Genomic DNA, 25,506 nt, shown 5'->3' with positions numbered 1-25,506 from the left:
AACAGAAAAGCGCCCCCGACCGGGAGGCGCTTTTCTGTTTTAAGAGCTGGGGATCAGAACCGGGCGCCGATGCCGAGCTGCACTTCCCGCACCCTGAACTCGAAGTTGCCCGTTACCTGCTGGGCGTTGTAGGTGCTGGCGAAGGTGGAGGCCTCCGGAATCAGCACGTTGTAGGCCGTTGTGGCGGCCGTGAGCGAGAACAACAGCCGGTCGTTGGTGAAGTACAGGCCGGGCTGCACGAAGGTGTAGCCGTAGCCATTTTTGCTCAGGTTAATCATCTGCCCCAGGGCCACGCCGGGCAGCAGATGGCCCTTCTCGCCCAGGTTGAACTGGTAGTGCAGGCCGAAGTCAACGCGGGCCCGGGTGAGCAAGCGGCTCACGTGAGTCCGGGTGTACGAGGTGAAGCCGCCGCCGGCGAATTCCTCCCGGATGCCGGTTTTGAAGTTCAGGTGCTGCATATCCAGGCCCACGGTGCTCGACAGAACCAGCCGCCGGCTCAGGGCATGGAAGCCTTTCACATCAGCGAAGCTGGACACGGTGTTGCGCATCTGAGGCTTCACGTCCCGCTCGTAGTCGTAGCTAGGCTTGGGGTAGGCGGCGCTGGCGCCCCCTTCGTTGATTTTGATGGAGGTGAGCTTGGGGCCAGCCTCGAAATAAAACTGCCACTTGGGAGCCGCTTCCGCGGGAGTAGTGCTCTGGGCCCTGGCCGACAGCGAAGTCAGGCCGCCGCAAGCCAGCAGCCCAGTCAGCCATAATTTGTGATTCATAAAAGATGGAAAAGGGAAAAGAAAAAAGTAGAATAGAAACTAGCATAACGGTCCGGCAAACGAAGCCCGGCGGGCCGTTGTGGCGGGCAAATATAGGGCGGAAGAGGCCACGGCTACGGCTGATAAGTCTTTTTGAGTTGATGAAAAGTGCGGACCCAAAACGTGTGGGCCTGAAACACAAGAACCCCGCCGGAGGAAATCCGGTCGGGGCCCTGGGAAGCAATCCTGTACAGGAAAGCCCGCGTTAAGGAGCCGAAACCCCAGCCACAGGCCGTAGATCCGGGTTGAAGGCCACGCTCAGCTGGGCAATGTGGCGCTGCCCGGCGGGGCCGCCCGCGGGCACCCACAGGTTCAGGTAGCCCGCTTCCAGCGCCGTGGCCTTGGTGAGTTGGTAGCCCAGGGCCACCGAGGCCCGGTTCTGGTCGAAGACGCCGCCGATAACGTGGCGGCCAAAGTTGAGCAGCACCTCGTCGGCGAGGGAGAGGTAGGGCGTGCCGGGTTCCACCTTGGGGCCGTGCAGGGGCAACGTCAGGTGAAGTTGGTAGCGGAAGCGGTTCAGATGTACGGCGCGGGTTTCGCCAGGGCGCACCAGGCGGCGCTGCTCCAGCCGGTAGCGGTGGTCGACGCGCACCAGCCCTTCGAGGTCCTTGAGCAGCAGCTGCTCGTACAGCCGGTTTTCGGGCGCGTGAATGGCAGCCGGGGCATCGTCGGCACTGTAGAGGTCCACGTAGGAGTAGCCAGCCGTGAAAATGGCCTGGGGCGCGGCGTAGTAGCTTACGCCCACCCGCACCTGGTTTTGGCGGAGCGTGGTCAGGCTCCGGGCCCGCCGGATCTGGGCGTCGGCGTGCAGGCCCCATTTGCCTACCACCCGCGCCTCGGTGCTGTAGAGCAGCCACACGTTTTCCACCGGCAGGGTACCGCGCCGGTCGGCCGGCTGCTGGGCCGCGGCCAGCCGGGGCAGCAGCGTCCCCAGCAGGACGGATACGGGCAGAAGAAAGCGGGGAAAACCGGGCATACCCAATACTACACAATCGGGCTCGTGTTACCGAATTGTTACCTGGTTTATTTCGTCGTTTCTAGCTCCCTAAGGACGGCGAGGCTTGATGCCCCGGGTGGGCACGGCTTCGAGCGGGTTGTCGGGCCAGAAGTGCTTGGGGTAGCGCCCGCGCAGGTCCTTGCGCACATCGAAGTAGCCAGTGGTCCAGAAGCTGCGCAAATCCCGTGTTACCTGCACCGGCCGCCGGGCCGGACTCAGCAGATGCACCGTCAGCGGCACGCGGCCCCCGCCCACCCGGGGCGTGTCGAGCAGGCCAAACACCTCCTGCAGCCGCACGGCCAGCACCGGCGCGGCCGGCTCGCTGTAGTCGAGCGTGATGCGGGAGCCACTGGGCACTTCCAACTGGGCAGGGGCCAGCCGGTCGAGTTCCTGGCGCTGGTTCCAGCCCCCGGGTAGCCAGCTCAGCAGGGCCTCACTCAGATCGAGGCGGTTTACCTCGGCCAGGCTGCGCACCCCATCCAGGTAAGGACCCAGCCAGTCGGACAGCTGCTCAGTCAGGGCGGCGTCCGCCACATCGGGCCAGGCTGTGGGCTCCAGCTGGTGCAGAAACGCCAGCCGCTCCCGCAGCTGCTGAGCCTCGGCGCTCCAGGTGAGCCGACTAACTCCCGCTCCCCGCAGGCCTTCGAGCAGGGCCTCGGCCACGAGCTCCGGGGCGAGCTGGGTCAGGGTGGTTTCCGCCAGGGTCAGGGCATTGAGGCGGCGCAGGCGGCGGGCTACAATCCGCCCAGTGGCGGCATCCCAGCGCACTTCCTCCCGGGTTTCGAGCTGGTCGGCGAAGTACTTCTCCAGGTCGGCCTGGGCTACGGGAGCCGCCAGGGCGGCCCGCGGGTTGGCCGGCGGCCCATCGAGGTGAGCCACGGCGAAGAACGTATCGGTCTGGCTGAAATACTCGGCCGGCAGACCCGCCCGCTGCCCCGTCACGAGGCGCACCCGCTCGGGCGTTTCGCGCTGGGCCAGGCGGTCGGGGTAGGCCAGGGCGGCCAGCAGCCCGGCGGCATCTACTTCCACGGGGGTGTCGCGCACGCCGGTGCGGGTGCGCAGCACGGCGGCGGCTTCCCGCACCCGGCGCACGGCCCCCGCGTCGGGCACGAGACCGGGAAACGGGGCGCGGCCACTGGCCAGGGCTTCGAGCCGCAGCCGCAGGTCGGGAGGAGCCGGCGTGCCGTCGGCGGAGCGCAGAATGTCGCGCTCGGTGAGTAAAGCCGCCAGGGCGCAGGCCGTAGCCCCGTGGCCCGCTTCCTTGCCCCGAATAACCAAGTGGCCCAGTCGCGGCACCAAACCCAGCCCGGCCATGGCCCGGCCGTGGGGCGTGGGCTGCCCGGTAGATGTGAGGGCGCCGAGGCGGACGAGCAGGTCGCGGGCCTGGGCGAGGGCGGCGGCGGGGGGCGCGTCGAGCCAGCGCAGGGCGGCCGGGTCGTAGGTGCCCCAGAGAGCCAGCTCCAGGGCCAGCCCACTCAGGTCGGCCGTCAGAATCTCCGGGGGCAGGTGAGCCGGGCGCATACCGTGCTCAGCTTCGGTCCAGAGACGGTAGCAGGTGCCGGGCCCGAGTCGGCCGGCCCGGCCCCGACGCTGGTCGGCGGCAGCCTGGCTGACGGGCACGGTGCCCAGCGTGGTCAGGCCGGTGCGGGGCTCAAACTGCGGCACCCGGGCGTAGCCGCCGTCCACCACAATCGTGACGCCCTCGATTGTGAGGCTGGTTTCGGCAATGCTGGTGGCCAGCACCACCTTGCGGCGGCCGGCCGGGGCGGGGCGCAGGGCCGCGTCCTGCTGCTCGGCGGGCAGCTCCCCGTGCAGCACGTGCAAGTCTACCGTAGGGGGCAGGGCGCCGGCCAGCTTTTCGGCCGTGCGCCGCTGGTCGGCCCGCCCGGGCAGAAACACCAGCAGGTCGCCGGTAGGGTGGTGAGTCAGGCTTTCCCGGATGACGGCCGGGGTGAGCGTGGCCAGCCGGTCGTTGGGGCGGTTGCCGGCCGCGGCCACCCGGGCTGGGGAGAGGTAGTGGGTGGCCACGGCGTGCTGTAGGCCCGCGCTGCGCACCACGGGCGCGCCCAGCCAGGCCCCAAGCCGCTCGGCCTCCAGGGTGGCACTCATAATGAGCAGGCGCAGGTCGGGGCGAAGCACGGCCTGGGCGTCGAGGGCCAGGGCTAAGCCCAGGTCGGCCTGGAGGCTGCGCTCGTGAAATTCGTCGAAGAGCACGGCGGCCACCCCTTCCAGGGCCGGGTCGTCCTGGAGCATGCGGGTCAGAATCACCTCGGTAGCTACCTCAATGCGGGTGCGGGACGAAATCCGACTTTCCAGGCGCACCCGGTACCCGACGGTTTGCCCCACGGGCTCCCCGAGCAGGCTGGCCATGCGGGCCGCCGCCGCCCGGGCCGCCAGCCGCCGGGGCTCCAGCACGATGATACGGCCGGTGGGCGGCATCCAGTCGGCTTCCAGCAGCGCCAGGGGCACCAGCGTCGTTTTGCCGGCGCCCGGCGGGGCCTGGAGCACGGCGCAGGTCGTGGTGGCCAAGGTGCGCAGCAGCTCGGGCAGGGCGGCGCGGATGGGCAGATCGGGAAGGTGCATAACGCAGCGTCAGGAAACGGGCAAGGAAGCCTGGATAACGGCTTTTATTCAATTGCCAGCGCAGGCCCGGAGTCCAGGCAAGACGGGCAGTGCGATGAATCAGTACACCGCCACCGATGGGTCGACGCGCACCGACCAGGCGTGGATGCCCCCGCGCAGGTTGAGCAGATTGGTCAGACCGTGCCGGTGTTGCAAGTAGGCCAGGGCCTGGCCCGAGCGGACGCCGTGGTGACAGATCAGCACCACGGGCCGGTCGGTGGGTAGCTCGTCGGCGTGGCCGGGCAAGTCGCCCAGGGGCAGCAGGCGGCTGCCCTCAATGCGGCAGTAAGCGTATTCCTCGGGCTCCCGCACGTCGATAAGGGCTAGGTCCTCGCCCCGCTGGAGGCGGGCGTGCAGATCTTCGGGCGTGAGTTCGGGGAGCATGGCGACAGAAAAGGAAATTGCAGTGGAGCCCGTAAAATTAGCCACTGACTGGTTAGCTTTGGCCGGTCTGGTCCTTCCCCGCCGGAATATTACGGGCCGGTTGTCAACGTCTTTCGCTTTTGCTACACTCCCTCTACGAGTTCTGGACCTCCGCCGCGGGCGGCACCCCGCTGGAATGGGTGGCCGTCATCACCGGCTTTGCCTGCGTGTGGCTGGCGGCCCGCGAGTCGCTCTGGAACTTCCCGACGGCCATTGTGAGCTGCGGGCTGTACATTTTCGTGTACTATGGGCAGCAGCTGTACGCCGACTGCCTGCTGCAGGGCTTTTTCATTGCCATGGGCCTGTACGGGTGGTACGAGTGGCAATACGGCGGGGCGCGGCACTCGGCGCTGGTGGTGAGCCGCACCCGGCCCTGGGAGTGGCTGGTGGTGGTAGTGGGCGTGGTGCTGTTCACGAGCGGCTTCGGCTATTACCTGAAGCACTACACCAACGACTCACTGCCGTACTGGGACAGCTTCACCACCGCCGGCAGCCTGGCCGCCCAGTACCTGCTCACCCGCAAGCGCCTCGAAAACTGGCTGCTCTGGGTGCTGGTCGACCTTGTTTACGTGCCGATTCTCTGGCACAAGCACCTGTATCCGAGCAGCGGCCTCTACGCCGTCTACCTCGTGCTGGCCGTGTACGGCTACGTCGAGTGGCGCCGGGCCGCCCGCGCCGCCATTGCCACCACTAGCCCTGCCGCCTGATGCTGCGCGTCGCCCTCACCGGCCCCGAATCGACGGGCAAGACCACCCTGAGCCGCCTGCTGGCCGAGCACTACGGCACCAGCTGGGCGCCCGAGTACGCCCGCGAGTATTTGGAAGCCCGGGGCCCGCGCTATACCCTGCCCGACCTGGAAGCCATTGCTCTGGGGCAGCTGGCCGCCGAGGAAGCCGCCGCCGCCCGCGCCCACCGGGTGGTGTTCTGCGACACAGACTTGCTGGTAATTAAAATCTGGTCGGAGCACGCCTTCGGGCACTGTCCGGAGTGGATTCTGGAGCGCATTGAGCGCCAGCACTACGACTTGGTCTTGCTGCTCAACGTGGATCTGGCCTGGGAGCCCGACCCGCTGCGGGAGCATCCCACCCACCGCCAGCACTTCTACAACCTCTACCACTCCGAACTGAGCGGCCGGGTGTCCAACTTCGCCGAAATCAGCGGCCCGCCGGCCCAGCGCTTCGAGCAGGCTTGCTACCTGGTGGATGAGCTGCTGGCCGCCTCGGCCCCGCCGCGGTAAATTCCGTAGCAGGGGCAGCTTTTCTATTCTGCTACCATGACCTACTACCTCGAAAACGACCAGTGCCGCGTGGCCGTGCACAGCTACGGCGCCGAGCTGAACAGCTTTATCCGCAAGGACCTGCCCGGGCTGGGCGAGCTGGAGTACCTCTGGCAGGCCGACCCCGCCGTGTGGGCCCGGCACGCGCCGGTGCTGTTTCCCATCGTGGGCCGACTGGCCGATGACACCTACCAGCACCAAGGGCGGGCCTACCAGCTGCCCCAGCACGGCATTGCCCGGGACCAGGAGTTTGCGCTACGCAGCCAAGATGCCCGGGAACTGGTGTTTGAGTTGTACGCCAACGCCGAAACCCGGGCCTGGTACCCGTTCGAGTTTGAGCTGACCATCACTTACCGCCTGCGCGGGACCGAGCTGACCGTGCAGTGGGACGTGCGCAACCCGGCTCCCGACCAGGAGCTGCTGTTCAGCATTGGGGCCCACCCGGCCTTTCGCTGCCCCCTGCTGCCCGACGAGCAGTTTGAGGACTATTCCTTTCATTTCGCCCACCCCGTAACTGTGGCCCGCTACGGCCTGCAGGGCGGGCTGCTGACCGGCGCCACCGAGCCCCTGCTGGAGGCCCAGACTGAGCTGCCGCTGACCTACGAGCTCTTTGCCCAGGATGCACTGGTGTTGAAACACTTCGATTTCACCCACCTCACCCTGCGCAGTGCCCGCTCGGGCCGGGCCGTGCGCATGCGTTTCGACGGCTTTCCCTACCTGGGCCTCTGGACCAAGGGACCCGGCGCGCCCTTCGTTTGCATCGAGCCCTGGCAGGGTATTGCGGGCTCCTTGAATGGCCCGGCCGAGCTGGCCGACAAGGAAGGCATCCTGACCCTGGCGCCCGGCGGGCACTACGCGGCCCACTACAGCATCGAGGTGCAGTAAGCATGGCCGGACCCGATGCCGAACTGACTATCCGCGCTATTGAGGCGGCCGATACCTACCCGCTCCGCCACGCCGTGCTCTGGCCCGACCAGCCCCTGGCTTACGTGCGCGTGCCCGACGACGAGGCGGGGGTGCACCTGGGCGCCTTCCACGACGCGGAACTGGTGGCCGTGATTTCGCTTTTCGTGACGGGCCCCGAGGCGCGCTTCCGCAAGTTTGCCACCCGCCCCGACTGGCAGCGGCGCGGCGTGGGCTCCCGACTGCTGGCGGCCACTTTCGCCGCGGCCCGGCAGCTAGGTGCCCAGCGCATCTGGTGCGATGCCCGCCAGGATGCGGCGGCTTTCTACACCCGGTTTGGCCTGCGGCCGGAGGGGCCGGTTTTCTACAAAGGCCCGGTGGCGTATCAGCGCATGCGTTGCGGGCTGTAGGTAGTGGTGTTGGTAGAGCAAACGGCCCTGCGGCTCTGTTCTGGCCCGCCACCCCGAACTGTGGGCGGACTGGAACAGGGCCGCAGGGCCGGTTTTTAATGTCGAAAGCAGACTTGCCTAGAGCAGCATGGGCTCGTGGGGGCGGATGGGGGTACGGGGCCGGTTGTAGTCGGGCTCCCAGTCATTGATGGGCCGGGTGATGCCCGGGGGCAGGTCCAGGTCCGGCAGGCCGTCATCGAGCGGCTCACCCCCGTCGTCGTCGCTGTCGGGGAAGGGAGGACGCTGGTAGCGGCGCCGGGGCATGACCATGAAGTAGGCCAGAATGGCGAAGACCACGAGGGCGTAAACGAGGCTGATCATGGCGAAGGCAGGAAAAACGGCGAAAACGAAGCGAGTCGACGGACGTTGGCTGAGCAGCCGAGCCCAGGCAGTAGGTGTTCGGGGCCAGGCCCCGGATTGGGAGGCGCTAACGGGTTACCTAAGATACGTGATTATCAGCCTAAAGTAAACCCCGATTGCCGCCTTGATTTGCAACTACGCCGACGGTGGTCTAGTTTTGGGCCATAGTTTAGGGGTGCCCCACCATCGGCGACGAAATCGGGGGGCTGAGATCATACCCATTGAACCTGCCCGGGTAATGCCGGCGAAGGGAACAAACGATCCGCGAGCGACAAGCCGACGGTACCGACCCCTGGTACCCGGTCCGTTCAACTTTTTCTTTTTTTACCCCCTTGAAAAATTTTCTGGTTTTCGGAGCGGCGCTGCTGGCGCTGCCCGGCACGTCGGCGTGGGCGCAAGGTCCCATGTCCGGCCAAGTGAAGGATGCGCGCTCAGGCATCGCCCTGCCCGGCGCCACCGTACTGCTCGACGGCGCCGTAGTGGGCGCCACGGATGCGGCCGGCGCCTTTGCCGTGCCGGTAGTGCCGGCCGGTGCCCACACGCTGCGCATCACGTTTGTAGGCTACGAGCCCGCTGACCTGCCCGTGGTAGGGCAGACTCAGGAGCAGCGCCTAAGCTCCGCACTCCAGCCCGGCGGCGTGCTCACCGGCGAAGCCCTCGTGACGGCCTCCCGAGCCAACGACCGCACGGCCACGGCCTACACCAACCTGGGCAAGCAGGACCTGGCCAAGCGCAACTTCGGTCAGGACTTGCCCTACCTGCTCGACCAGACGCCCTCGGTGGTGGTCAACTCGGATGCCGGCGCGGGCGTGGGCTACACCGACATCCGCATCCGGGGCACGAGCAACACGGGCATTAACATGACCATCAACGGGGTGCCGCTGAACGACGCGGAGTCGCACGGCTCGTTTCTGATCAACCTGCCCGATTTGGCCTCGTCCATCAACAGCCTGCAGATTCAGCGCGGGGTGGGCACGAGCCAGAACGGCGGGGCGGCCTTCGGGGCCAGCATCAACATCAGCACCCTGGAAAACCGCCGCGAGGCCTACGGGGAAACCCAGAACTCGTTTGGCTCCTTCAACACCTGGAAAAACAACGTCTCGTTTGGCACCGGCCTGCTCGGCGGCCGCTTCACGCTCGACGGCCGCCTCTCGCGCATCAGCTCCGACGGCTACATGAACCGGGCGGCCTCCGACCTGAAGTCGTACTACTTCGCCGCGGGCTACCAGCAGAAGAACACCCTGATCAAGTTTATCACCTTCTCGGGCCGGGAAAAAACCTACCAGGCCTGGAACGGCGTGCCCGAGCCCGCCCTGACCGGCGACCGGGCCGACTTGCAGAAGTACGTCGACAACTACGAGCTGACCGAGGCCGACGCGGCCCGGGTGCTGGCCGAGGGCCGGCGCTTCAGCTCCTACACTTATGACAACCAGACCGACAACTACCAGCAGAACCACTACCAGCTGCACCTGAACCAGGGCCTGGGCCAAAACTGGAACCTGGGCGCCGCCCTGCACCTGACCCGGGGCTTCGGCTACTACGAAAGCTACCGCACGGGCCGCACCCTGGCCAACTTCGGCCTCGACAACGTGGTTATCGGCGGCACGACCATCAAGAAAACCAACCTCATTGACCGCAAGTGGCTGGATAACTACTTCTACGGCGGCACGTTTGCGCTCAACTACCAGCCCCGGGACAACGACAAGCTCCAGGCGACCTTCGGCGGGGCCTGGAACCGCTTCCTGAACGACCACTACGGCGAGGTTATCTGGGCCCAGTACGCTTCCAACGGCAACATCCGCCAGCGCTACTACTTCAACGACGCCGTCAAGACCGATTACAACGCCTACGCCCGCGCCACGCTGCAGGTGCTGCCCGCCCTGGGCGTGTACGCCGACGTGCAGGCCCGCCACATCCGTTACAACATCGACGGCATGGAGCCCCGGCCGGGGGCGGCCAATGCCGTGAAGGGCCTGGTCGACGTGTCGACGCACGTGGGCTACACGTTCTTCAACCCCAAAGCCGGGGCCACGCTGACATTGCCCCGGGGCCAGCAGCTCTACGCCAGCTTCGCCGTGGGCCAGCGGGAGCCGGTGCGCGCCGATTTCGTGGATCGGCCCACGGGCAGTGAGCAGCCCAAGGCCGAGCGCCTGAACGACTTCGAGGCCGGCTACCGCCTGGCCCGCCCCGACGCCGGCCTGCTCGGTCCTAACACCGCCCTGCGCTTCGAGGCCAACTACTTCTACATGGGTTACCGCAACCAGCTCGTGGCCACCGGGCAGCTCAACGACGTGGGCACGGCCCTGCGCACCAACGTGGCCCGCAGCTACCGCACCGGGCTGGAGCTGACCGGCTCCGTGTCGGCCAACGACAAAATCAGCCTGAGCAGCACGCTCACGCTGAGCCGCAACCGCATCCTGAACTACCGCGACGTGACTTACGACGCCGACTCGCTCTACAACCCGATTCGGGTGGACGGCCCGGCCCGCAGCACGACGGTATCGTATTCGCCGTCGGTTATTTCGGCCCACACCCTGGAGGGGCAGCCGCTGAAGGGCCTGCGCGTGGCTTTGCTCTACAAGACCGTCAGCCGCCAGTACCTCGACAACTCCACGAGCGAAACCCGCCGCCTCAAGCCCTACCAAGTGCTCGATTTCCGGCTCCGTTACGCCATCCGGCCGGTGTTCGTGAAGGAAATCGAGCTGGGTTTGCTGGTTAATAACGTGCTCAACCGCCAGTACGTGGCCAACGGCTACACCTACGGCTACCTGGGCGCCAGCGGCCGGCAGGAAACCTTTAACTGGTACTTCCCCCAGGCCACCCGCAACTACCTGCTGTCGGTGGGCGTGAAGTTTTAATTGCTCCTGCATAGCGCTGACTGTACGAAAAAGGCCCTTCGCACGAAGGGCCTTTTTCGGTGGCTAATGCTTGCTGACGGCCCTCAGCCGGCGTCAAATAATCAGACGCACGCCACCGAGTTCCGAGACCTGGTAGGGAAACCGGTCGCCGGGGGTACCGATAAACATGAAGTTTTTGGGGATGCACCACTCCTCCGAGAGCTTGTTGATGAGCTGGGGGCCGAAGTGCCCGGGCATGGCCACAAATTCCACCTCAATCTGCTCGTAGGCCCGGTCCAGCACCCGAATGTCGGTGAGCAGGTCCGGCGACACTTGGTCGCCCTCGTTGAGCAGGGTCACGATTTTAAGGCGGTTGGTAAACTCGTTTTCCACCACGTAGGCCATGACCTTGTTGAGGTTGGCCACGTTGTCGCCCTTGGTGAAAAACACGAATTCCTGCTGGTGCAGCTCCCGCAGCTTACGCTTGACCAGCAGGCGGCCGAAGCGCGAAAACCGGGAGTGCTCGGCCACCGAGTCGATACCGGCCAGGGTCAGGTTGAGAATCGAGGTGCGGTTGAGCATCACGTAGACCACCAGCATGGCCGGCAGGAAGTACTGCAAAAACACAATCAGGTAGTCGGGGTGAATCTTGACGTTGCCGTACAAAGCCAGCAGAATGCTCAGCAGGGCCACCGTGACGGTGAGGATGCCCGCGTACACCGGCCGCGGCAGCAAAGGGCGCTTGCTCTTGAGCAGGAAGTTGCCGAGGGCAAAAAACGCCATTACTGACAGAAACGAAATGGTATACACCCCCGACAGCGGCCCGAGCTGCCCGTTGGTAATCAGCAGCACCGACACGCAGAGCAGAAAGAAGGTGAGCAAAATGATGTAGTTGCTCTTGGCCTGGTTTTCCTTGAGAAAGAACTGGGGCAGAATGCGGTCCAGGGTCATGCGCTTCATCAGCCCGCTCACGCCCACAAACGAGGTCAGCACGGCTCCGCTGAGCACGGCCACGGCATCCACCGAAATGAGCATGCCCAGCCAGCGGCCCCCGGTGGTGGTGCCCAGGTAGGAAAGCAGGGTTTCGGTGTGGGGGCCGACCTGGGCCAGGGGCAGCGCGGCCACGGCCAGAAACGCAATGACGGGGTTGAAGAAGCTCACCACCACCCACATGTTGCGCAGGGTTTTGCCGAATACGCCCGGGGCCTGCTCCTCCACGAAGTTGGCCGAGCTTTCGAAGCCCGAAATACCCAACATGGCCGCGCTGAAGCCCAAAAACAGGGCCGTCAGCAAGCTGCCCTGGGGCATCGGGGCCCGGAAGTTGAGCGTGAGCGTGTCGAGGCCGTGGGTGGCCAGAAACCAGACCGTGGCGCCCACCAGCAGCGTGAGCGAGGCCAGGTGCACCAGGAAAATGCCCACCGCCACCTTCGCCGACTCCGAGATGCCCAGGATGGTCAGGGCCAGAAACAGGCCCAGCAGGCCCAGCGTGGCCCACATGATGGGCAGCCCTTCCCAGAGCGTGTGCAGGTAGTGCATGGCCTCGGATGCTGAAATAACCGCCGTGGCCATGTACGACAATATCGTCAGGCAGGCCGCCAGGGCGGCGTTGCGCTTGCTGGTCGTGTTCAGCAGCACGTTGTAGGCCCCGCCGTTGAGGGGCAGGGCGCCCACCACCTCGCCGTAGATTTTGCGGAACAGAAACAGCACCGCGCCGACCAGCAGCAGGGCTACCCAGGCGTACTGCCCGGCGTAGGCAATGGCCAGGGCCGATACGTACAGGCACGACGAGGAAATGTCGTTGCCGCAGATGGCGGTGGCCTCCAGCTCGTTTAGTTTCTTTTCGTGACTCATGGGTGGGAAGCAGGGGCGGATGATGCTGCCATTACGGAAAGAGTCGACTTTTTGAATGTCGGTTCACCTAAAATAGTGGTTCGCGGCTAAATATTAGGTGTTTAAAATATAATTACCCGGTTGCGGTGCCGTTCCGCTTGCCGGCCCGAACCATCGGGGCGGGAGGCCTGTTCCGCATGCGGAAACTCCTATCTTTGAGCCTGATTCCCCACCCAATTCACTCCGTTATGTCATCCCAAGCTGACGTTCTCTCGCCCAAAGCCAAAGCGGCCAGCCACCACGGCTCCCTCAATGCGGCCGGCTTCACCGACTACTTCGACCTCGACGGCCTGCTCACCGAGGAGCACAAGCTCATCCGCCAGAGCATCCGCGACTTCGTCAAGAAGGAAATCAATCCATACATCGAGAAGTGGGCCCAGGACGCGCACTTCCCTTCCGAAATCGTGCGCAAGTTTGGCGACGTGGGCGCCTTTGGTCCCACCATCCCGACCGAGTACGGCGGCGGCGGCCTCGACTACATCAGCTACGGCCTGATTATGCAGGAAATTGAGCGCGGCGACTCCGGCATGCGCTCCACGGCCTCGGTGCAGGGCTCCTTGGTGATGTACCCGATTTACGCCTACGGCTCCGAGGAGCAGCGCAAGAAGTACCTGCCCAAGCTGGCCTCCGGCGAGTGGCTGGGCTGCTTCGGCCTGACCGAGCCCGACCACGGCTCGAACCCTGGCGGCATGACGACGACCATCAAGGACATGGGCGACTACTACCTGCTCAACGGCGCCAAGCTCTGGATCAGCAACTCCCCCGAGTGCCAGCTGGCCGTGGTGTGGGCCAAGGACGAGAATGGCCGCATCAAGGGCCTGAGTGTGGAGCGCGGCATGGAAGGCTTCACGACCCCCGAAATTCACAACAAGTGGAGCCTGCGCGCCTCCTGCACCGGCGAGCTGGTGTTCCAGGACGTGAAAGTGCCCAAAGAAAACCTGCTGCCTAACATTGACGGCCTAAAGGGCCCGCTGGGCTGCCTCGACTCGGCTCGCTTCGGCATTGCCTGGGGCGCCATCGGCGCGGCCATCGACTGCTACGAGTCGGCGCTGAAATACAGCCTGGAGCGGGAGCAGTTCGGCAAGCCGATTGGCGGCTTCCAGCTGCAGCAGAAAAAGCTGGCCGAGATGCTCACCGAAATCACCAAGGCCCAGCTCATGGCCTGGCGCCTGGGCGTGCTCAAAAACGAGGGTAAAGCCACCAGCGCCCAGATTTCGATGGCCAAGCGCAACTCGGTGAACATGGCCCTGGAAGTGGCCCGCGAGGCCCGGCAGATCCACGGCGGCATGGGCATCACGGGCGAATACCCGATTATGCGTCACATGATGAACCTCGAGTCGGTCATCACCTACGAGGGCACCCACGACATTCACCTGCTCATCACCGGCGCCGACATCACCGGGATTCAAGCTTTCAAATAACGGGTTGTCATCCTGTCATCCTGTATAAAGCGCTGCTGGCTACTGAGCTGGCAGCGCTTTTTGCGTAATATTCCGCTAGGGCCGGTTCTTTTGAACTGCTGCGGAAGTCTCTTTCCCTTTTAGGTGCTAACGCATGGGCCTGGACTCGGTCGAATTGGTGGTGGCTGTTGAACGGCGGTTTAACTTCGATATTCCCGACCGGGAAGCCGAGCAGCTGGCTACCGTTGAGGCGGTGGTAGCCTATGTGTGTCGGCGGCAGCAGATTCCGGCAGACTCAGCCCCGCCGGCCATTTTTGGACAACTGTTGGAACGGGTAATGGGCTGCGTGCAGCAAGTGACCGGGGCCGCCTCATTGGTTGCGTCTACCCGTCTTGATGCCCTGTGGCTACCAGAGAACCTCGACGCGGGCATGCTCCAGCTGCGAAACTGCCTCGGTATGCCGCTGCCTGACTTGCTGACCCCGCGCAAGGGCATTGGCCTCTGGTTATATGGGCCGCGTCAGTTGCGGAAATCGGACTATGAGGCGAAAACGCTGGCCGACGTAGTTGACTGGCTGCTGGCTCTGCATCACCCCCAGCTGCTGTTCGAAGCAGCTACTCGGTATGAGGTGGAGCGGATTGTGGTCGGTATTACCAGTTTCATAAGTGGAGTAGGGGTGGAGGAAATTAAGCTCACGGACAGCTTCACGCGTGACTTGGGCATCGATTAGCTTCGTTTTACCCACAACTTCTAAGGCAAGACCAAGCGCTTTTACGTTTCTTGCAGGCCATGAAACTTCTTTTTTCTACTCGTTTTCTAGCCGTGGTGCTGACAGCTACCCTCGCCGGCTGCCAGGCCAAGCCCGAGAAAAAAGCCTTCGACACCTTCAACGAAGGCGTGGCGCTGTCCCTGCGCGCCGCCGGCCTCACTGATACCGCCCAGGCCCGGCCTCTGGAGCGGCAGGCCATCGGCAAATACCAGGAAACGCTGGGGCTGGATTCCACCCACCGGCTCGTGCGCTCCGCTTTGGGCCACAGCTACTACCTGCTCGACAAGTACCCGCAGGCTATTACCTGGTTTGAAGCCAGCAACAAGGTGGACACCGCCTCGGCCCCGAGCTACCGGGAACTGGGGCTGAGCCGCATCAGCCAGGGCGACATTCAGCAGGGCTGGGCTGACCTGCAAAAAGCGTTTCGGTTGGCCCCTGGCTCGGATATCAAGGCCGTCACGGCCGACGACCTCTACAACCTGGGCCGCCGGGCCTTTGCCTACGGCGAAGCTTACGCGGCCGGCGGGGAGGCCGGCAAGGGTACCGCTTACCAGAAATACGCCGTAAGCGTGCTGCAAATGGCCTACAGCACCGACCCCACCCGCAAGGACGTGGCCCAGACCCTGGCCGACCTGGCCGCGCGGACCACTGCCCTCTCCGCGAGCAAAAAGCCGTAACTCACAGCCCAGCTACCGGCAGCAATATTTGTTGCCTTGAATAGGGTCAGGCCAAGTCCTGAAACGAGTATTGCGCGTCGCTCCAGAAGGCGTCCAGGGCTATCAGGCGGGGCTTGAAAAACGAAATCAGCGCCGGCCAATCGTCCCGGTTGAACATGTTGACGGGGGTAAGCTCCTGAAAAATGCGGCTCAGGGGCTGGCCGTGGATGTCATGGGCGTCGGCTTCCCAGCGCCAGGGCTGGCCGGTGGTTTCGTGGAGCAGGGTTTTCAGCGCTTCAAACTGCTCGAAAAATACGGCCCGCACGTCCGCGTCGGGGTGGGTCAGCTCAATGCTGATGGTGGCGTGGCGGGTGTCGGCGTGCAGGCGGAATTGCACGTGCTTGACGCCGGTTTTGTAGTTGATCCAGTTCGTGGGCAGACCCTCGGCCGAGGGCACGGGGGCCATATACTGACCAAACGTAGTCCAGAAGGCCTGACGCAGCTGGGCGGTTTCGGCTTTGCTATACATGCGGAAAGAAGAGGGGTAAAGACCCGAAAAATACGATGCCGGCCGGTTTTTCGCCTAAACGCGGCAGCGAGCAGCGGTGCCGGCCAGGGCAACTGGCGCGGTAACTTGCCGACAGTCCTGTACATTGGCAGCATGAAACCTGCTTCTGCTTCGTCTGCCCCCGACCTGGTGCTTCTGGAATGCCTCGTGGCCGGCACCACCCACCGCGAAAACCTCAAACAGCACGAGCCCGGCCTTTACCTCGGTCAGCCCCTGCGCTTGGAGCGCGAGGCCGACAGCAAGTACGACGACTGGGCCGTGAAGGTGCTGACCACCGAGGCCGAAGGCAGCATCTGGCTGGGCTACCTGCCCGAGGTGCGCAACGAAACCAGTGCCCGCCTGCTCGACGCCGGCTACCCGCTCACGGCCCGCATCACCCACAAAGCCTGGGAAGACGATTGGCTCCAGCTCGAAATCGAAGTGCTGCTGCCGGCCAGCAAGTAGCCCAAAAAACCGCTCCGGCCGGCCAAGGGCTACAGCGCGTCGGCCAGGGCCAGGACTCGGGTGCGGGCCGCGGCAATTTCGGGGGCGTCGGGGAAGGTCTGCTGCACCCACTGCGTGAAGCTGCTGACCATTTCGCCCACGGCCTGCCGGCTGCTGGCCGGGGCCGCCGGGCTAGTAGCCGCATCTTCCGCCGTGGGTTGGGGCAGGGCTTGTTCCAGACCCAGCGTGCCAAGCACGTCGCTCACGAATACCATCCCGCACACCTGCATGGCCGCGTAAAGCTGCACCAACTCGGGCATGGTCAGCGGCAGGGCCTCGGCGGGCTGGAGCTGGCCCAGCCGTGCAATCATGGGTTCGAGGGCCACCGGCTGCAAAGGCTCCAGCGCGGCCACAGCCCGCATGAAGGGCTGCTCCCCAGCTTCGGGCAGCGAATGCACGAGCAACAGTGCCAGCCGCATCATCTGCAACTGCGGGTCAGTGAAGCGGATGGTAGCCACAGGCGGCGCAGGCGGCGGATTGTTGGCCACGTAGCGCGCAAACGCCGCTTCAACCTGCAGCCGGTGCAGGCCAATGGATGGTTCAGCGGGCAGTTGCTGCTCCAAGGCCCCCAGAAACGTGCCGCTGAGTTCCAGGCAGTAGTGCTTCAGCGTGACCAGCTGCGCTTCGTCAATGAACATCTGCTGGCGCACGTAGGCCAGCACCGGCGCGGCCAGGGAGGTATCGAGCACCAGGCCGCCCACCAGCAGCAGGTCGTAGAGCCGGCGCGGATTTTCGGCCAGGGCCGCCACTAGCTGGTCGTGGCTGCCGATGGTATTGAGCTGGGCCACTTGGGCGGCGTCGAGGCCGGTAAGGCCCATAACCTGCTGGGGCAGCTCCTGCTGGGGATGGGCCAGCAATTCGGCGCAGGCCATGCCGTGCAGGGAAAGCGCGTGGGCCAGCTGGTCGTAGAAGGTGGTGGGCAGCGTGTGCAGCCAGGCCACGAAAGAAGCGGAAGCGGGCATAAAATAGAAACGGTTGGGGCCGCAAAATACGCAGCTCCCGGGTAGCAGCCCGGCACCGCGGCGCCGGAAGTAGATGAGTTTTGCTAATGCGGTTAGATAAATGCCCTCGTTAGGCCGGCAGCTGCGTTTTTTTTGCTAAAAATGGGAGGAATCAGGGCCGCGTTGTGTTACCTTTCAGCTACCAATCTCACGCTCGTTACCATGCGCGAAAATTATCTGACCGGGGACAGCGGCCACATGGACGCCTCCGAAAAAGACCTTGACAAAGCCCTGCGGCCCTTGTCCTTCTCCGATTTTGCGGGGCAGGACAAGGTCGTGGAAAACCTGCGGGTGTTCGTGGCCGCCGCCCGGCAGCGCGGCGAGGCCCTCGACCACGTGCTGCTGCACGGCCCGCCCGGCCTGGGCAAAACGACTCTCTCGCACATCATTGCCAACGAGCTCGAATCGGGCATCAAGATGACGAGCGGCCCGGTGCTCGACAAGCCCTCGGACCTGGCCGGCCTGCTGACCAACCTGGAGCCGAACGACGTGCTGTTCATCGACGAAATTCACCGCCTCAACCCCGTGGTGGAAGAGTACCTGTACTCGGCGATGGAAGACTACCGCATCGACATCATGCTCGATTCGGGTCCGAATGCGCGGTCGGTGCAGATTTCGCTGAGCCCGTTCACCCTCATCGGGGCTACCACCCGCTCGGGCATGCTGACCTCGCCGTTGCGGGCCCGCTTCGGCATCTCGGCCCGTTTGGAATATTACGACTCAAAGCTGCTCACCAGCATCGTGAAGCGGTCGGCCGAAATTCTGGGCACCCCGATTCACGAGGATGCGGCCTTCGAAATTGCCCGCCGCTCCCGCGGGACGCCCCGCATTGCCAACAACCTGCTGCGCCGCACCCGCGACTTCGCCCAGATCAAGGGCGACGGCACCATCACCGTGGACATTGCCCAGTTTGCCCTGCGCGCCCTCGACGTGGACTCCCAGGGGCTCGACGACATGGACAAGCGCATCCTGAACACCATTATCGACAAGTTCAAGGGCGGTCCGGTCGGTATCAGCACCATTGCCACCGCCTGCGGGGAGGAAGCCGAAACCATCGAGGAAGTGTACGAGCCCTTCCTGATCCAGGAGGGCTATTTGAAGCGCACCTCCCGGGGCCGCGAGGCTACCGAAGCAGCCTACAAGCACTTGGGCAAGCTCATGCCCCAGCACCTGCGCGGCAACACCACTGACCTGTTCGGAGCCGAGGGCTAGGCCGATTTTTGGTTATTCGTTCGTGGTTTTTGGATCTTTGTTACGAAAAGTGCGCTTGAGCAATTCAAGCGCACTTTTCGTTTGTATAGACTGTAGCGTAAAGAAGAAATTGGTTTGGCAAGGCCAAAAACCAGCAACAACCAACCAAAAACCAGCATGCTGCCCACCGCCGCTTATACCGCTTTCATCAAACGCCGGGCCCTGGAGCTGGGCTTTATGTATTGCGGTATCTCCAAGGCGGAGTTTCTGGAAGAGGAGGCACCCCGGCTCGAAAACTGGCTTAACCGCAATATGCACGGGCAGATGGGCTACATGGCCAACCACTTCGACAAGCGCCTCGACCCGCGTCTGCTCGTGGACGGGGCCAAGTCGGTGATTTCGCTGCTGCTCAACTATTACCCGGCCGAGGAAGACCAGCAGCCCGCCGACGGCACACTCAAGATCAGCAAATACGCCTACGGGCGCGACTACCACTTCGTCATCAAGGACAAGCTCAAGACCCTGCTCCAGGATATTCAGCAGGAAATCGGGGAAGTAGGAGGGCGGTGCTTCGTTGATTCGGCCCCGGTACTCGACAAGGCCTGGGCCAAAAAGAGCGGCCTGGGCTGGGTGGGCAAAAACAGCAACCTGATTACGCCCGGCACCGGCAGCTTCTACTTCATTGCCGAGCTTATCGTGGACCTGGAGCTCGACTACGACGGGCCTATCAAGGACTACTGCGGCACCTGCACGAAGTGCCTCGACGCCTGCCCAACCGGCGCCATTACCGAGCCCTACGTCGTCGACGGCAGCAAGTGCATCAGTTACTTCACCATTGAGCTCAAGGACCAGATTCCGACCGAAATGGCGGGCAAGTTCGGCAACTGGGTGTTTGGCTGCGACATCTGCCAGGACGTGTGCCCCTGGAACCGCTTTAGCAAGCCCCACAGCGAACCTCAGTTCAAACCCAATCCACAGTTGCCGCACCTGAGCACCACCGATTGGCAGGAAATAACCCACGAGCTATTCTCGGAGCTGTTCCGGCAGTCGGCAATGAAACGGACGGGCTACGCGGGGCTGACCCGCAATATCAGGTTTGTGACGGGAGAGGAGTAGCGGCGGCTTGGAAGGAGCCAGAAACGGGACTAGGCCGCTTGGGCAAAAACGCGGTTCAGAATGCGCTGGTAGACTTTGGCGAACTGTTGATAGCACCAGGTTTTCAACTCTTGCAATTCGACGGGCACCAGCATGCGGAATGCTTTGCGGAGCTCTTTTTCGAAGAGGATTTTGTCGAAGCTGACTTTGAGCAGGATGGTTTTAACGTATTCCAGCATCGGTCAAAAGAAGGTTAAAAGGCGGGTGGGTTGGTATTCTAGATCAGTAGACGCAGGGCGTATACGAATGCTTTAAAAAAAGCGTCCGGTGGCCCCAAGTGTTTTCAGTGCTTTGTCGAAAGTTACAATAATAAACTCCCAAAGTGCAAGCTGAACGGTGCTTCCGTTGCCCGAATGGCAACAAAAAAGGAACGGCGCAGGCCGTTCCTTAGATGCACAAAAGTGATTAAGCTTGTATTAAAACGTAAACAGCCCCGCCAGCTGGGTGGCCACCCCCGTGGTTATGGGCTCGTCGAAGGCCTCGCCCAGACTCACCTTGGGCTTGGGGCCCACGGCGAAGGGTGTGGTGTCGGTCGGGAACTGGGTGATGGGCAGCCCGGGCAGAGTTTGCTTTTCGGCATCCTCGCCCGCGTACACGGCGGCCGTGCTGGTGTTGGTGATGGTTTCGTCGTCCTTGCTGATCCAGTCCCGGACGTTGGCGCCCAGGGCTCGGCGCATGCCGCGGATGTGGGCCGCGTGCCGGGCTTCCACGGCGTGAATCTGCAGGGCGGCCTGCAGCACGTCGTTGTCAGATATCAGAAACTCCAGCTGCCCTTTGTAGGCCCGCACGCCGGTGTCTTCGAGCAGCTGGGCTACTTTCAGGAACGTGGCGAAGTTCGTAAACACGTCGGCGTACAAGGCGGGCTTCGTACCGTTTTTGCTGCCCGTGAAGTCGAAGTTGGGCTTGGCGGGCACGGCGGCGTTGGAGCTTTGCAGCTGCCGCTGAAAGAAGGCCACGTGGGCCTGCTCGTGGGCCTGTATCTGCTGGAACACGGCCTGGGTGCCGGGGGCAAAGGTCAGCGTTCCGTTGCGGCCGGCTTCGAGGGCCTTGGTATAAAACTCATTCTCGAGGTGCTCCAGCGTCAGGGCCAGGGTAAAGGTGTCGAGGATGGTCTGGGTGTTGCGGCCGTAGGCCTTCTGCAGCACGGCGCCCACCCCCAGGGGCAGGGCGGTGGCGGCCGTTTTGCGACTCAGCTGGCCCAGGCTGCTCAGCATGCCCCGGCGGGCACTCAGCCGCTGGTAAGCCTCGGGGTCAACTTCGGCCAGATTGGCGAGGAGCTTGAAAATATTCATGAGAAGGGGGAGCCGTCCGCCGTCAGCCTAAGCCTTGGGCAACTGGGAAGTATCAACGATGAATTTGAGGAAAGGCGCGGCCGCCGACATCACCTGGGCCGGAGTCAGGGCCACGTTCAGGGCCGCGAAGTCGCCGGTGGTGATGATGGTGTCGGCATCGGCCGTGGCCAGGGAATTGGCCTGCACGGCGTCGCGCACGTAGGCCGCGTGCCGGGCCTCCACGGAGGCTATTTTGGCCACCAGCCCGAGGTAAACGCTGCTGGTGATAAGCTTGCCCACGCCGGCGTAGGCCGCCACGCCCAGGTCTTCGAGCTTTTTGGCCGCGGCAAACACACCCGCCCGGGTGGTCAGGGTGAGGGTGCTGAAGTCGAAGTCGAACGACTCAATGGCGTTGGTGCCCAGCGCCTGCTTGAAAAACTCGCGGTGAATAACTTCATGGTCCCGCAAATCGGTCAGGGCATCTTTCTCGCCGGGCAGCAGGTCGGCGGGCAGCGCGTCGAGGACTTTCTGGTAGAAGGCGGCTTCGAGCTGCTCCAGCAAATAGGCGTAGTTGAGCAGGCCATTGTCGCCACCCCCCAGAATCAACAGGTTGGGGTTGGTACTGGGCTTCGGGGAATCGTCGCCCGGGTTGCAGCCCGCCAGCACCAGCGTGGAAGCGGCGGCGGCAGCTCCGGCAACGCGGAAAAAGGAGCGGCGCCGCATGGAGCGGGCCAAAAAGGAATCAGGAGCAACAGACTCGGACATCAGCAGAAAAACACCAACGGGTAAAACTCCGCCGTCCCGCCGGGACGACCTAGACAAAGGTACTCCGATAAACCGGGATGCACCAATTACAGGAGCCCGCCGGCGCCGGGAAGGTGGCAGGCGGGCAAATAAAAAAGGACGACCCGGGGGCCGTCCTTTTTTCGAAAAAGCCAAAGCGGGTGGCTTAAAAAACGCCGCTCACAATGAAGTTGACGGCAATGTTGGCTACCGTGGTCGTGTCCAGGGGCTCATCGAAGGCCTCCGAGAACGAAGCGGCGGGCAGGTTGAAGGAAGCAAAAGTGGTGTTCAACGGTACGCCAGCCTGGGTCTTGTTGTCTTCGGCTGGGAAGAACTTAGAGGCATTAGCCAGCGTGGAGCCGGTAGGAGGCGTAGCGGGCGAGCCGGCACCATACACAGCCGCAGCGGCTGCTGGTACTGTTTCGCCGTCCGTAATCCAGCTCTTGGGAGCGGTGGCGCTGGCAATGGTAGCAGGGCCACCCCGGCGCATCGTGCGCAGGTGGGAGGCGTGGCGGGCTTCCACCGAGTGAATGTTCAGCGCAGCCGTCAGCACGGCTTTGTTGGTTATCAGGGCCGGGGCACCGCCTTTGTAAGCCCGAACGCCGGTGTCTTCAAAGGCCTGGGCCAGGGTCAGGAACGTGGCGTAGTTCGTGAATACGTCGCCAAAGATGGCGGCCCGCTTACCACCCTGGGCGCCAGTGTAGTCGAAATCCGTATCCTTTAGGGCCGTAATGGCCTGGCTGCCGAGCGTTTGGCGCAGCACGGCTACGTGGTTGGTTTCGTCGCGGGCAATCAGCGTGATGGCGTCACGGCCGGGACCGGTCGGAATCAGCGTGCCGGAAGCCAGGCCCTTGTTGTAGAAGAACGACTCCAGGTACTCCAGCTTCAGGGCGAAGTTGAGCACGTTGGCCACGTCGGGCGTGAGCGAACCGGTCTGGCCGTACGCCTTGCTGAAAATAGAGGCTACCAGGCCGGGAATGGCGGCGGAAGCCAAGGCTTTGCCGGCCACGCCGAAATGCTTGAACACGCGGCGGCGGGGGTCGAGGCGGTCGTAGATTTCTGGGTCTACTTTCTCGATGTCAGAAATTATTTTTAACAGATCCATGGGAAAGGCTGATTGGGAGTGAGGAGAATACGCCGGACGGCAGATTACTTGATGTTGCCCACGTTGATCTTGAAGCCATCCTTCAAGTACATGTTGGCGGCGTTGGCCACGTCAACCGGAGACTTGGAAAGCTCCAGGCCCGTTGTGGGGCTAACCACGTCGTTTACGAAGCTGCCGTTGCTGATCAGGTCCCGAATCAGGGCCGCGTGGCGGGCTTCTACCGAAACGATTTTGCCGGCCAGCGTCAGGTAATCGGCGCTGGAAATGTATTGTCCGGCCCCGTTGTAGGCGGCTACTCCCAAATCTTCAAACGTCTTGGCGGCGCCCAACACGGCGGTACGGTCGCCGAAGTTGATCGAAGAGAAATCCACCTCCAGGGGCTTGATGGCGCTGGTCGACAAGGCTGCCTTGAAGAATTCGCGGTGAATAATTTCGTGGGCGGCAATATCGTCGAGGATGGCTTTTTCGGCGGCTACGGCGTTTTTGTAGTAGTCACCGGCCTTTACCATGGTATAGAAGGCGGCTTCGAGCTGCTCGAGGGCGTAGGCGTAGTTGAGCACCCCCGTGTCGCCGCTGCCCACGTCAACCATTCCGGGCATGCTGGTATCGTCGTCGTCGTCGTTGCAGCTGGAGAGCAGCAGGGCCGTAGCACCGGCCGTGGCACCAGCGTACATGAAGAAGGAGCGCCGTTTGATGGGCACGTAAAGCGGCTTAGCGAATTCCGCTTCGTCCCCGCCGGAGTTGAGGAGTTTGGACATGGGAAGGAAAGGTTAGGGGTGAAAAGAAAGGGCAAAGCGCTTCCGGCACACCCTGAAAAGGGCGTTTGAAGGAGGAGAATACCGGGAAGCGGTTGGGTATTTGAAAGGCACTTACGGCGTCGTAGGAAAATCGGATTGACTGGTTGCGCTTTTTTTAGTATGCAGGTTGGTCTATATAGAACCGGTTGGTGCGCATAAATCCGGCTCATACTGGCTCCGCAGGCTTTTTGCGTAGCTTTGAGCTCATCGATAAAATGTCTGGCATGGGCTTTCTGCTGCGTTTCGGGTGCTGCTTGCTGGGCCTGCTGCTGCTGGCGGGCGCGGCGTTGCGCGCCCAGCCCGCCGGCCAAGCCGAGGCCGACATCGTGCTGGGCAGCCCCACGGTAGCCATCAGCGAGTACTACACCATCAGCTTCCGGCTGCGCGGGGCCCCGCTGGAAAAGTATTCGGCCTTTCCTGACCTGGAAGGCTTCAAAAAAAGCGGCAAGTCGAGCACGACCACCACGCGCATCACCGGCGGGCAAACGTCCACGGAGCTGACCATCACCCAACGCTACGCGGCCTACGCCGAGGGCGAATACGCCGTGAAGCCGTTCACCATGACCATCAACGGGCTGAGTGTGCGCTCGGCGGGCGGCACCGTGAAAGTAGGTCCCCAGCCCGCCACCCCGGCCACGCCGGCGCCCACCGGGCCGTTGCAGGGCGTGGGGCTGCTCGATCAACTTTTCGGCAAGCCCAAGCCCCAGGAATACGTGGAGCTCCAGGATAAGGCTTTTCTGGCCCTGGTGCCCGATAAAACCAGCATTTTCGTGGGCGAAGGCGTGCACGTGGGGCTGTACTTCTACCTCACGCCCGCCGACCAAGGCCTGCTCAACTTCTACGACCTGACCCGGCAGCTGCCCGAAATCATCAAGAACCTGCGCCAGCCTACGGTGTGGGAGGAGGCGTTCAACGAGCAGGAGATTCTGCCCGAAACCGTGCTGGCCGGCGGCAAGCCCTACCTGCGCTACCGGCTTTACGAGGCCGAGCTGTACCCGCTCAATGCCCAGCCGCTCACATTTCCGGCCGTGGCCCTGCAGATGATTAAATACCGAGTGGCCAAAAAGCCTGCCGAGGGCCTCGACAACCGCCTGGAGGGCTACAAGACCTACCTCACCCAGCCGCGCACCATTGCCGTGAAGCCCCTGCCGCCCCACCCCCTGCGCGACCAGGTACCGGTGGGCGAGTACCGCCTGCGCGAAACCATTGACCGCACCGCTTTCCGCACCGGGGAGGCGTTCCGCTACGGCTTCGTGGTGGAAGGAGAAGGCAACCTGGCCTCGCTGGTGGGGCCGGCGGTGGCCTCGTCGCCGACGCTGGAAGTGTACGGACCCGAGGTGGAGCAGAACCTGACCCGGCAGGGCGGGCGCGTGGGCGGTAGCAAGCAGTTTAGCTACCGGCTCGTGGCCCGACAGCCCAGCGTGCTCCCGCTCGATACGCTGTTTTCTTTGGTCGTCTTCAACCCCGCCCTGGCCCGCTACGACACGCTGCGCGCCGAACTGCACCCGCGCATCGGGGGGCCGGCCCAGCGCGCGTCCACCTTCGATTCTCTGCCCGGCGACGCCTTTTATCAGGATGTGCTGAACTCGGCCGACAACACCCTGCACCCCCTGAACGAGTATAAGGACGTGCGCCGCTACGCCAACATGGTGCTGGCCGCGCTGCTGGCATTGGCCGCTTTCGGGTGGTGGCGGGCCCGGCGACAGAGCCCGAAGTAGGGCCGGGGCTGCTACCTTTGCCCGCACTTTACCTTTTCGCGCCTAC

The 25,506-nt window shown here is 63.6% G+C and carries 25 protein-coding genes and 1 riboswitch; of the genes, 12 read left to right on the top strand and 13 right to left on the bottom strand.

The features are described from left to right. Positions 1-53: 53 nt before the first annotated feature. The 4 genes from EWM57_RS00860 to EWM57_RS00845 form a co-directional block, all read right to left on the bottom strand. Complete coding sequence (locus EWM57_RS00860) at positions 54-767, bottom strand: hypothetical protein (protein WP_129919241.1); 714 nt, start codon at positions 765-767, stop codon at positions 54-56. Positions 768-1,011: 244 nt separating this feature from the next. Then, positions 1,012-1,782 (bottom strand): DUF2490 domain-containing protein, encoded by a 771-nt coding sequence (locus EWM57_RS00855; RefSeq protein WP_129919240.1) that lies wholly within the window; start codon positions 1,780-1,782, stop codon positions 1,012-1,014. A 69-nt stretch (positions 1,783-1,851) separates the two neighbouring features. Then, on the bottom strand, positions 1,852-4,386 hold the full coding sequence (gene hrpB, locus EWM57_RS00850) for an ATP-dependent helicase HrpB (RefSeq protein ID WP_129919239.1): 2,535 nt from the start codon (positions 4,384-4,386) through the stop codon (positions 1,852-1,854). Positions 4,387-4,485: 99 nt separating this feature from the next. Next, positions 4,486-4,809 (bottom strand): rhodanese-like domain-containing protein, encoded by a 324-nt coding sequence (locus tag EWM57_RS00845; protein ID WP_129919238.1) that lies wholly within the window; start codon positions 4,807-4,809, stop codon positions 4,486-4,488. 119 nt (positions 4,810-4,928) lie between these two features. On the opposite strand from EWM57_RS00845, the gene pnuC reads away from it, so the two are divergent. Genes pnuC through EWM57_RS00825 form a run of 4 tightly spaced genes read left to right on the top strand, consistent with a single transcriptional unit; the run spans position 4,929 to position 7,437 of the window. Beyond that, a complete protein-coding gene (gene pnuC / locus EWM57_RS00840; RefSeq protein ID WP_165370369.1) occupies positions 4,929-5,555 on the top strand; it encodes a nicotinamide riboside transporter PnuC in 627 nt (208 codons plus the stop codon). Next, positions 5,555-6,085, top strand: a complete 531-nt coding sequence (locus tag EWM57_RS00835) for an AAA family ATPase (RefSeq protein ID WP_129919236.1) — start codon at positions 5,555-5,557, stop codon at positions 6,083-6,085. Before pnuC ends, EWM57_RS00835 begins: the two co-directional genes overlap by 1 nt. Positions 6,086-6,121: 36 nt before the next feature. Further along, positions 6,122-7,009 (top strand): aldose 1-epimerase family protein, encoded by an 888-nt coding sequence (locus EWM57_RS00830; protein WP_129919235.1) that lies wholly within the window; start codon positions 6,122-6,124, stop codon positions 7,007-7,009. 2 nt (positions 7,010-7,011) lie between these two features. Further along, positions 7,012-7,437: a GNAT family N-acetyltransferase gene (locus tag EWM57_RS00825; protein WP_129919234.1), complete on the top strand. Its 426-nt coding sequence runs from the start codon at positions 7,012-7,014 to the stop codon at positions 7,435-7,437. Between the two features lie 117 nt (positions 7,438-7,554). Here the strand turns inward: EWM57_RS00825 and EWM57_RS00820 are convergent, their stop codons facing one another. Next, entirely contained in the window at positions 7,555-7,797 is a 243-nt protein-coding gene (locus EWM57_RS00820; RefSeq protein ID WP_129919233.1) for a hypothetical protein, read from the bottom strand. A gap of 200 nt (positions 7,798-7,997) precedes the next feature. Continuing rightward, positions 7,998-8,108: riboswitch (TPP riboswitch) on the top strand. A 60-nt stretch (positions 8,109-8,168) separates the two neighbouring features. Here EWM57_RS00820 and EWM57_RS00815 point away from each other — a divergent pair. After that, complete coding sequence (locus tag EWM57_RS00815; RefSeq protein WP_242509939.1) at positions 8,169-10,694, top strand: TonB-dependent receptor; 2,526 nt, start codon at positions 8,169-8,171, stop codon at positions 10,692-10,694. Between the two features lie 93 nt (positions 10,695-10,787). Here EWM57_RS00815 and EWM57_RS00810 read toward each other — a convergent pair whose 3' ends face one another. After that, positions 10,788-12,524, bottom strand: coding sequence for an APC family permease (locus EWM57_RS00810; protein ID WP_129919232.1), 1,737 nt, complete (start codon positions 12,522-12,524; stop codon positions 10,788-10,790). A 227-nt stretch (positions 12,525-12,751) separates the two neighbouring features. Here EWM57_RS00810 and EWM57_RS00805 point away from each other — a divergent pair, with 227 nt between their 5' ends. From EWM57_RS00805 to EWM57_RS00795, 3 genes are all read left to right on the top strand, one after another. Beyond that, positions 12,752-13,984: an acyl-CoA dehydrogenase family protein gene (locus tag EWM57_RS00805; RefSeq protein WP_129919231.1), complete on the top strand. Its 1,233-nt coding sequence runs from the start codon at positions 12,752-12,754 to the stop codon at positions 13,982-13,984. A 133-nt stretch (positions 13,985-14,117) separates the two neighbouring features. Next, complete coding sequence (locus EWM57_RS00800; protein ID WP_129919230.1) at positions 14,118-14,693, top strand: phosphopantetheine-binding protein; 576 nt, start codon at positions 14,118-14,120, stop codon at positions 14,691-14,693. A gap of 59 nt (positions 14,694-14,752) precedes the next feature. Beyond that, positions 14,753-15,409, top strand: coding sequence for a tetratricopeptide repeat protein (locus EWM57_RS00795; RefSeq protein WP_129919229.1), 657 nt, complete (start codon positions 14,753-14,755; stop codon positions 15,407-15,409). 46 nt (positions 15,410-15,455) lie between these two features. Here EWM57_RS00795 and EWM57_RS00790 read toward each other — a convergent pair whose 3' ends face one another. Further along, a complete protein-coding gene (locus EWM57_RS00790; protein WP_129919228.1) occupies positions 15,456-15,917 on the bottom strand; it encodes a DUF4268 domain-containing protein in 462 nt (153 codons plus the stop codon). Positions 15,918-16,049: 132 nt separating this feature from the next. On the opposite strand from EWM57_RS00790, the gene EWM57_RS00785 reads away from it, so the two are divergent. Then, positions 16,050-16,400, top strand: coding sequence for an HIRAN domain-containing protein (locus EWM57_RS00785; protein WP_129919227.1), 351 nt, complete (start codon positions 16,050-16,052; stop codon positions 16,398-16,400). A 29-nt stretch (positions 16,401-16,429) separates the two neighbouring features. Here EWM57_RS00785 and EWM57_RS00780 read toward each other — a convergent pair whose 3' ends face one another. Then, complete coding sequence (locus tag EWM57_RS00780) at positions 16,430-17,401, bottom strand: hypothetical protein (protein WP_129919226.1); 972 nt, start codon at positions 17,399-17,401, stop codon at positions 16,430-16,432. 201 nt (positions 17,402-17,602) lie between these two features. Here EWM57_RS00780 and ruvB point away from each other — a divergent pair, with 201 nt between their 5' ends. Further along, positions 17,603-18,652 carry a Holliday junction branch migration DNA helicase RuvB gene (gene ruvB, locus EWM57_RS00775; RefSeq protein ID WP_129919225.1) on the top strand — a complete coding sequence of 350 codons (1,050 nt, stop codon included), beginning with the start codon at positions 17,603-17,605 and terminating at the stop codon, positions 18,650-18,652. Between the two features lie 156 nt (positions 18,653-18,808). Continuing rightward, entirely contained in the window at positions 18,809-19,747 is a 939-nt protein-coding gene (gene queG / locus EWM57_RS00770; protein ID WP_129919224.1) for a tRNA epoxyqueuosine(34) reductase QueG, read from the top strand. 29 nt (positions 19,748-19,776) lie between these two features. Here the strand turns inward: queG and EWM57_RS00765 are convergent, their stop codons facing one another. From EWM57_RS00765 to EWM57_RS00745, 5 genes are all read right to left on the bottom strand, one after another. Continuing rightward, the gene (locus EWM57_RS00765) at positions 19,777-19,965 is read right to left on the bottom strand and encodes a hypothetical protein (RefSeq protein WP_129919223.1); all 189 of its coding nucleotides are present in this window, start codon (positions 19,963-19,965) and stop codon (positions 19,777-19,779) included. 237 nt (positions 19,966-20,202) lie between these two features. Continuing rightward, on the bottom strand, positions 20,203-21,078 hold the full coding sequence (locus tag EWM57_RS00760) for a ferritin-like domain-containing protein (RefSeq protein WP_129919222.1): 876 nt from the start codon (positions 21,076-21,078) through the stop codon (positions 20,203-20,205). Positions 21,079-21,105: 27 nt separating this feature from the next. Beyond that, positions 21,106-21,822 (bottom strand): ferritin-like domain-containing protein, encoded by a 717-nt coding sequence (locus EWM57_RS00755; protein ID WP_129919221.1) that lies wholly within the window; start codon positions 21,820-21,822, stop codon positions 21,106-21,108. Positions 21,823-22,006: 184 nt separating this feature from the next. Beyond that, the gene (locus tag EWM57_RS00750; protein ID WP_129919220.1) at positions 22,007-22,945 is read right to left on the bottom strand and encodes a ferritin-like domain-containing protein; all 939 of its coding nucleotides are present in this window, start codon (positions 22,943-22,945) and stop codon (positions 22,007-22,009) included. Between the two features lie 44 nt (positions 22,946-22,989). Beyond that, on the bottom strand, positions 22,990-23,703 hold the full coding sequence (locus EWM57_RS00745; protein ID WP_129919219.1) for a ferritin-like domain-containing protein: 714 nt from the start codon (positions 23,701-23,703) through the stop codon (positions 22,990-22,992). A gap of 263 nt (positions 23,704-23,966) precedes the next feature. Here EWM57_RS00745 and EWM57_RS00740 point away from each other — a divergent pair, with 263 nt between their 5' ends. Continuing rightward, positions 23,967-25,460 carry a BatD family protein gene (locus EWM57_RS00740; protein ID WP_165370368.1) on the top strand — a complete coding sequence of 498 codons (1,494 nt, stop codon included), beginning with the start codon at positions 23,967-23,969 and terminating at the stop codon, positions 25,458-25,460. Positions 25,461-25,506 lie beyond the last annotated feature (46 nt).

It is taken from the genome of Hymenobacter persicinus (assembly GCF_004167665.1).
Taxonomy (GTDB): Bacteria; Bacteroidota; Bacteroidia; order Cytophagales; family Hymenobacteraceae; genus Hymenobacter; species Hymenobacter persicinus.
This window is presented reverse-complemented; position numbering and strand designations above follow the sequence as displayed.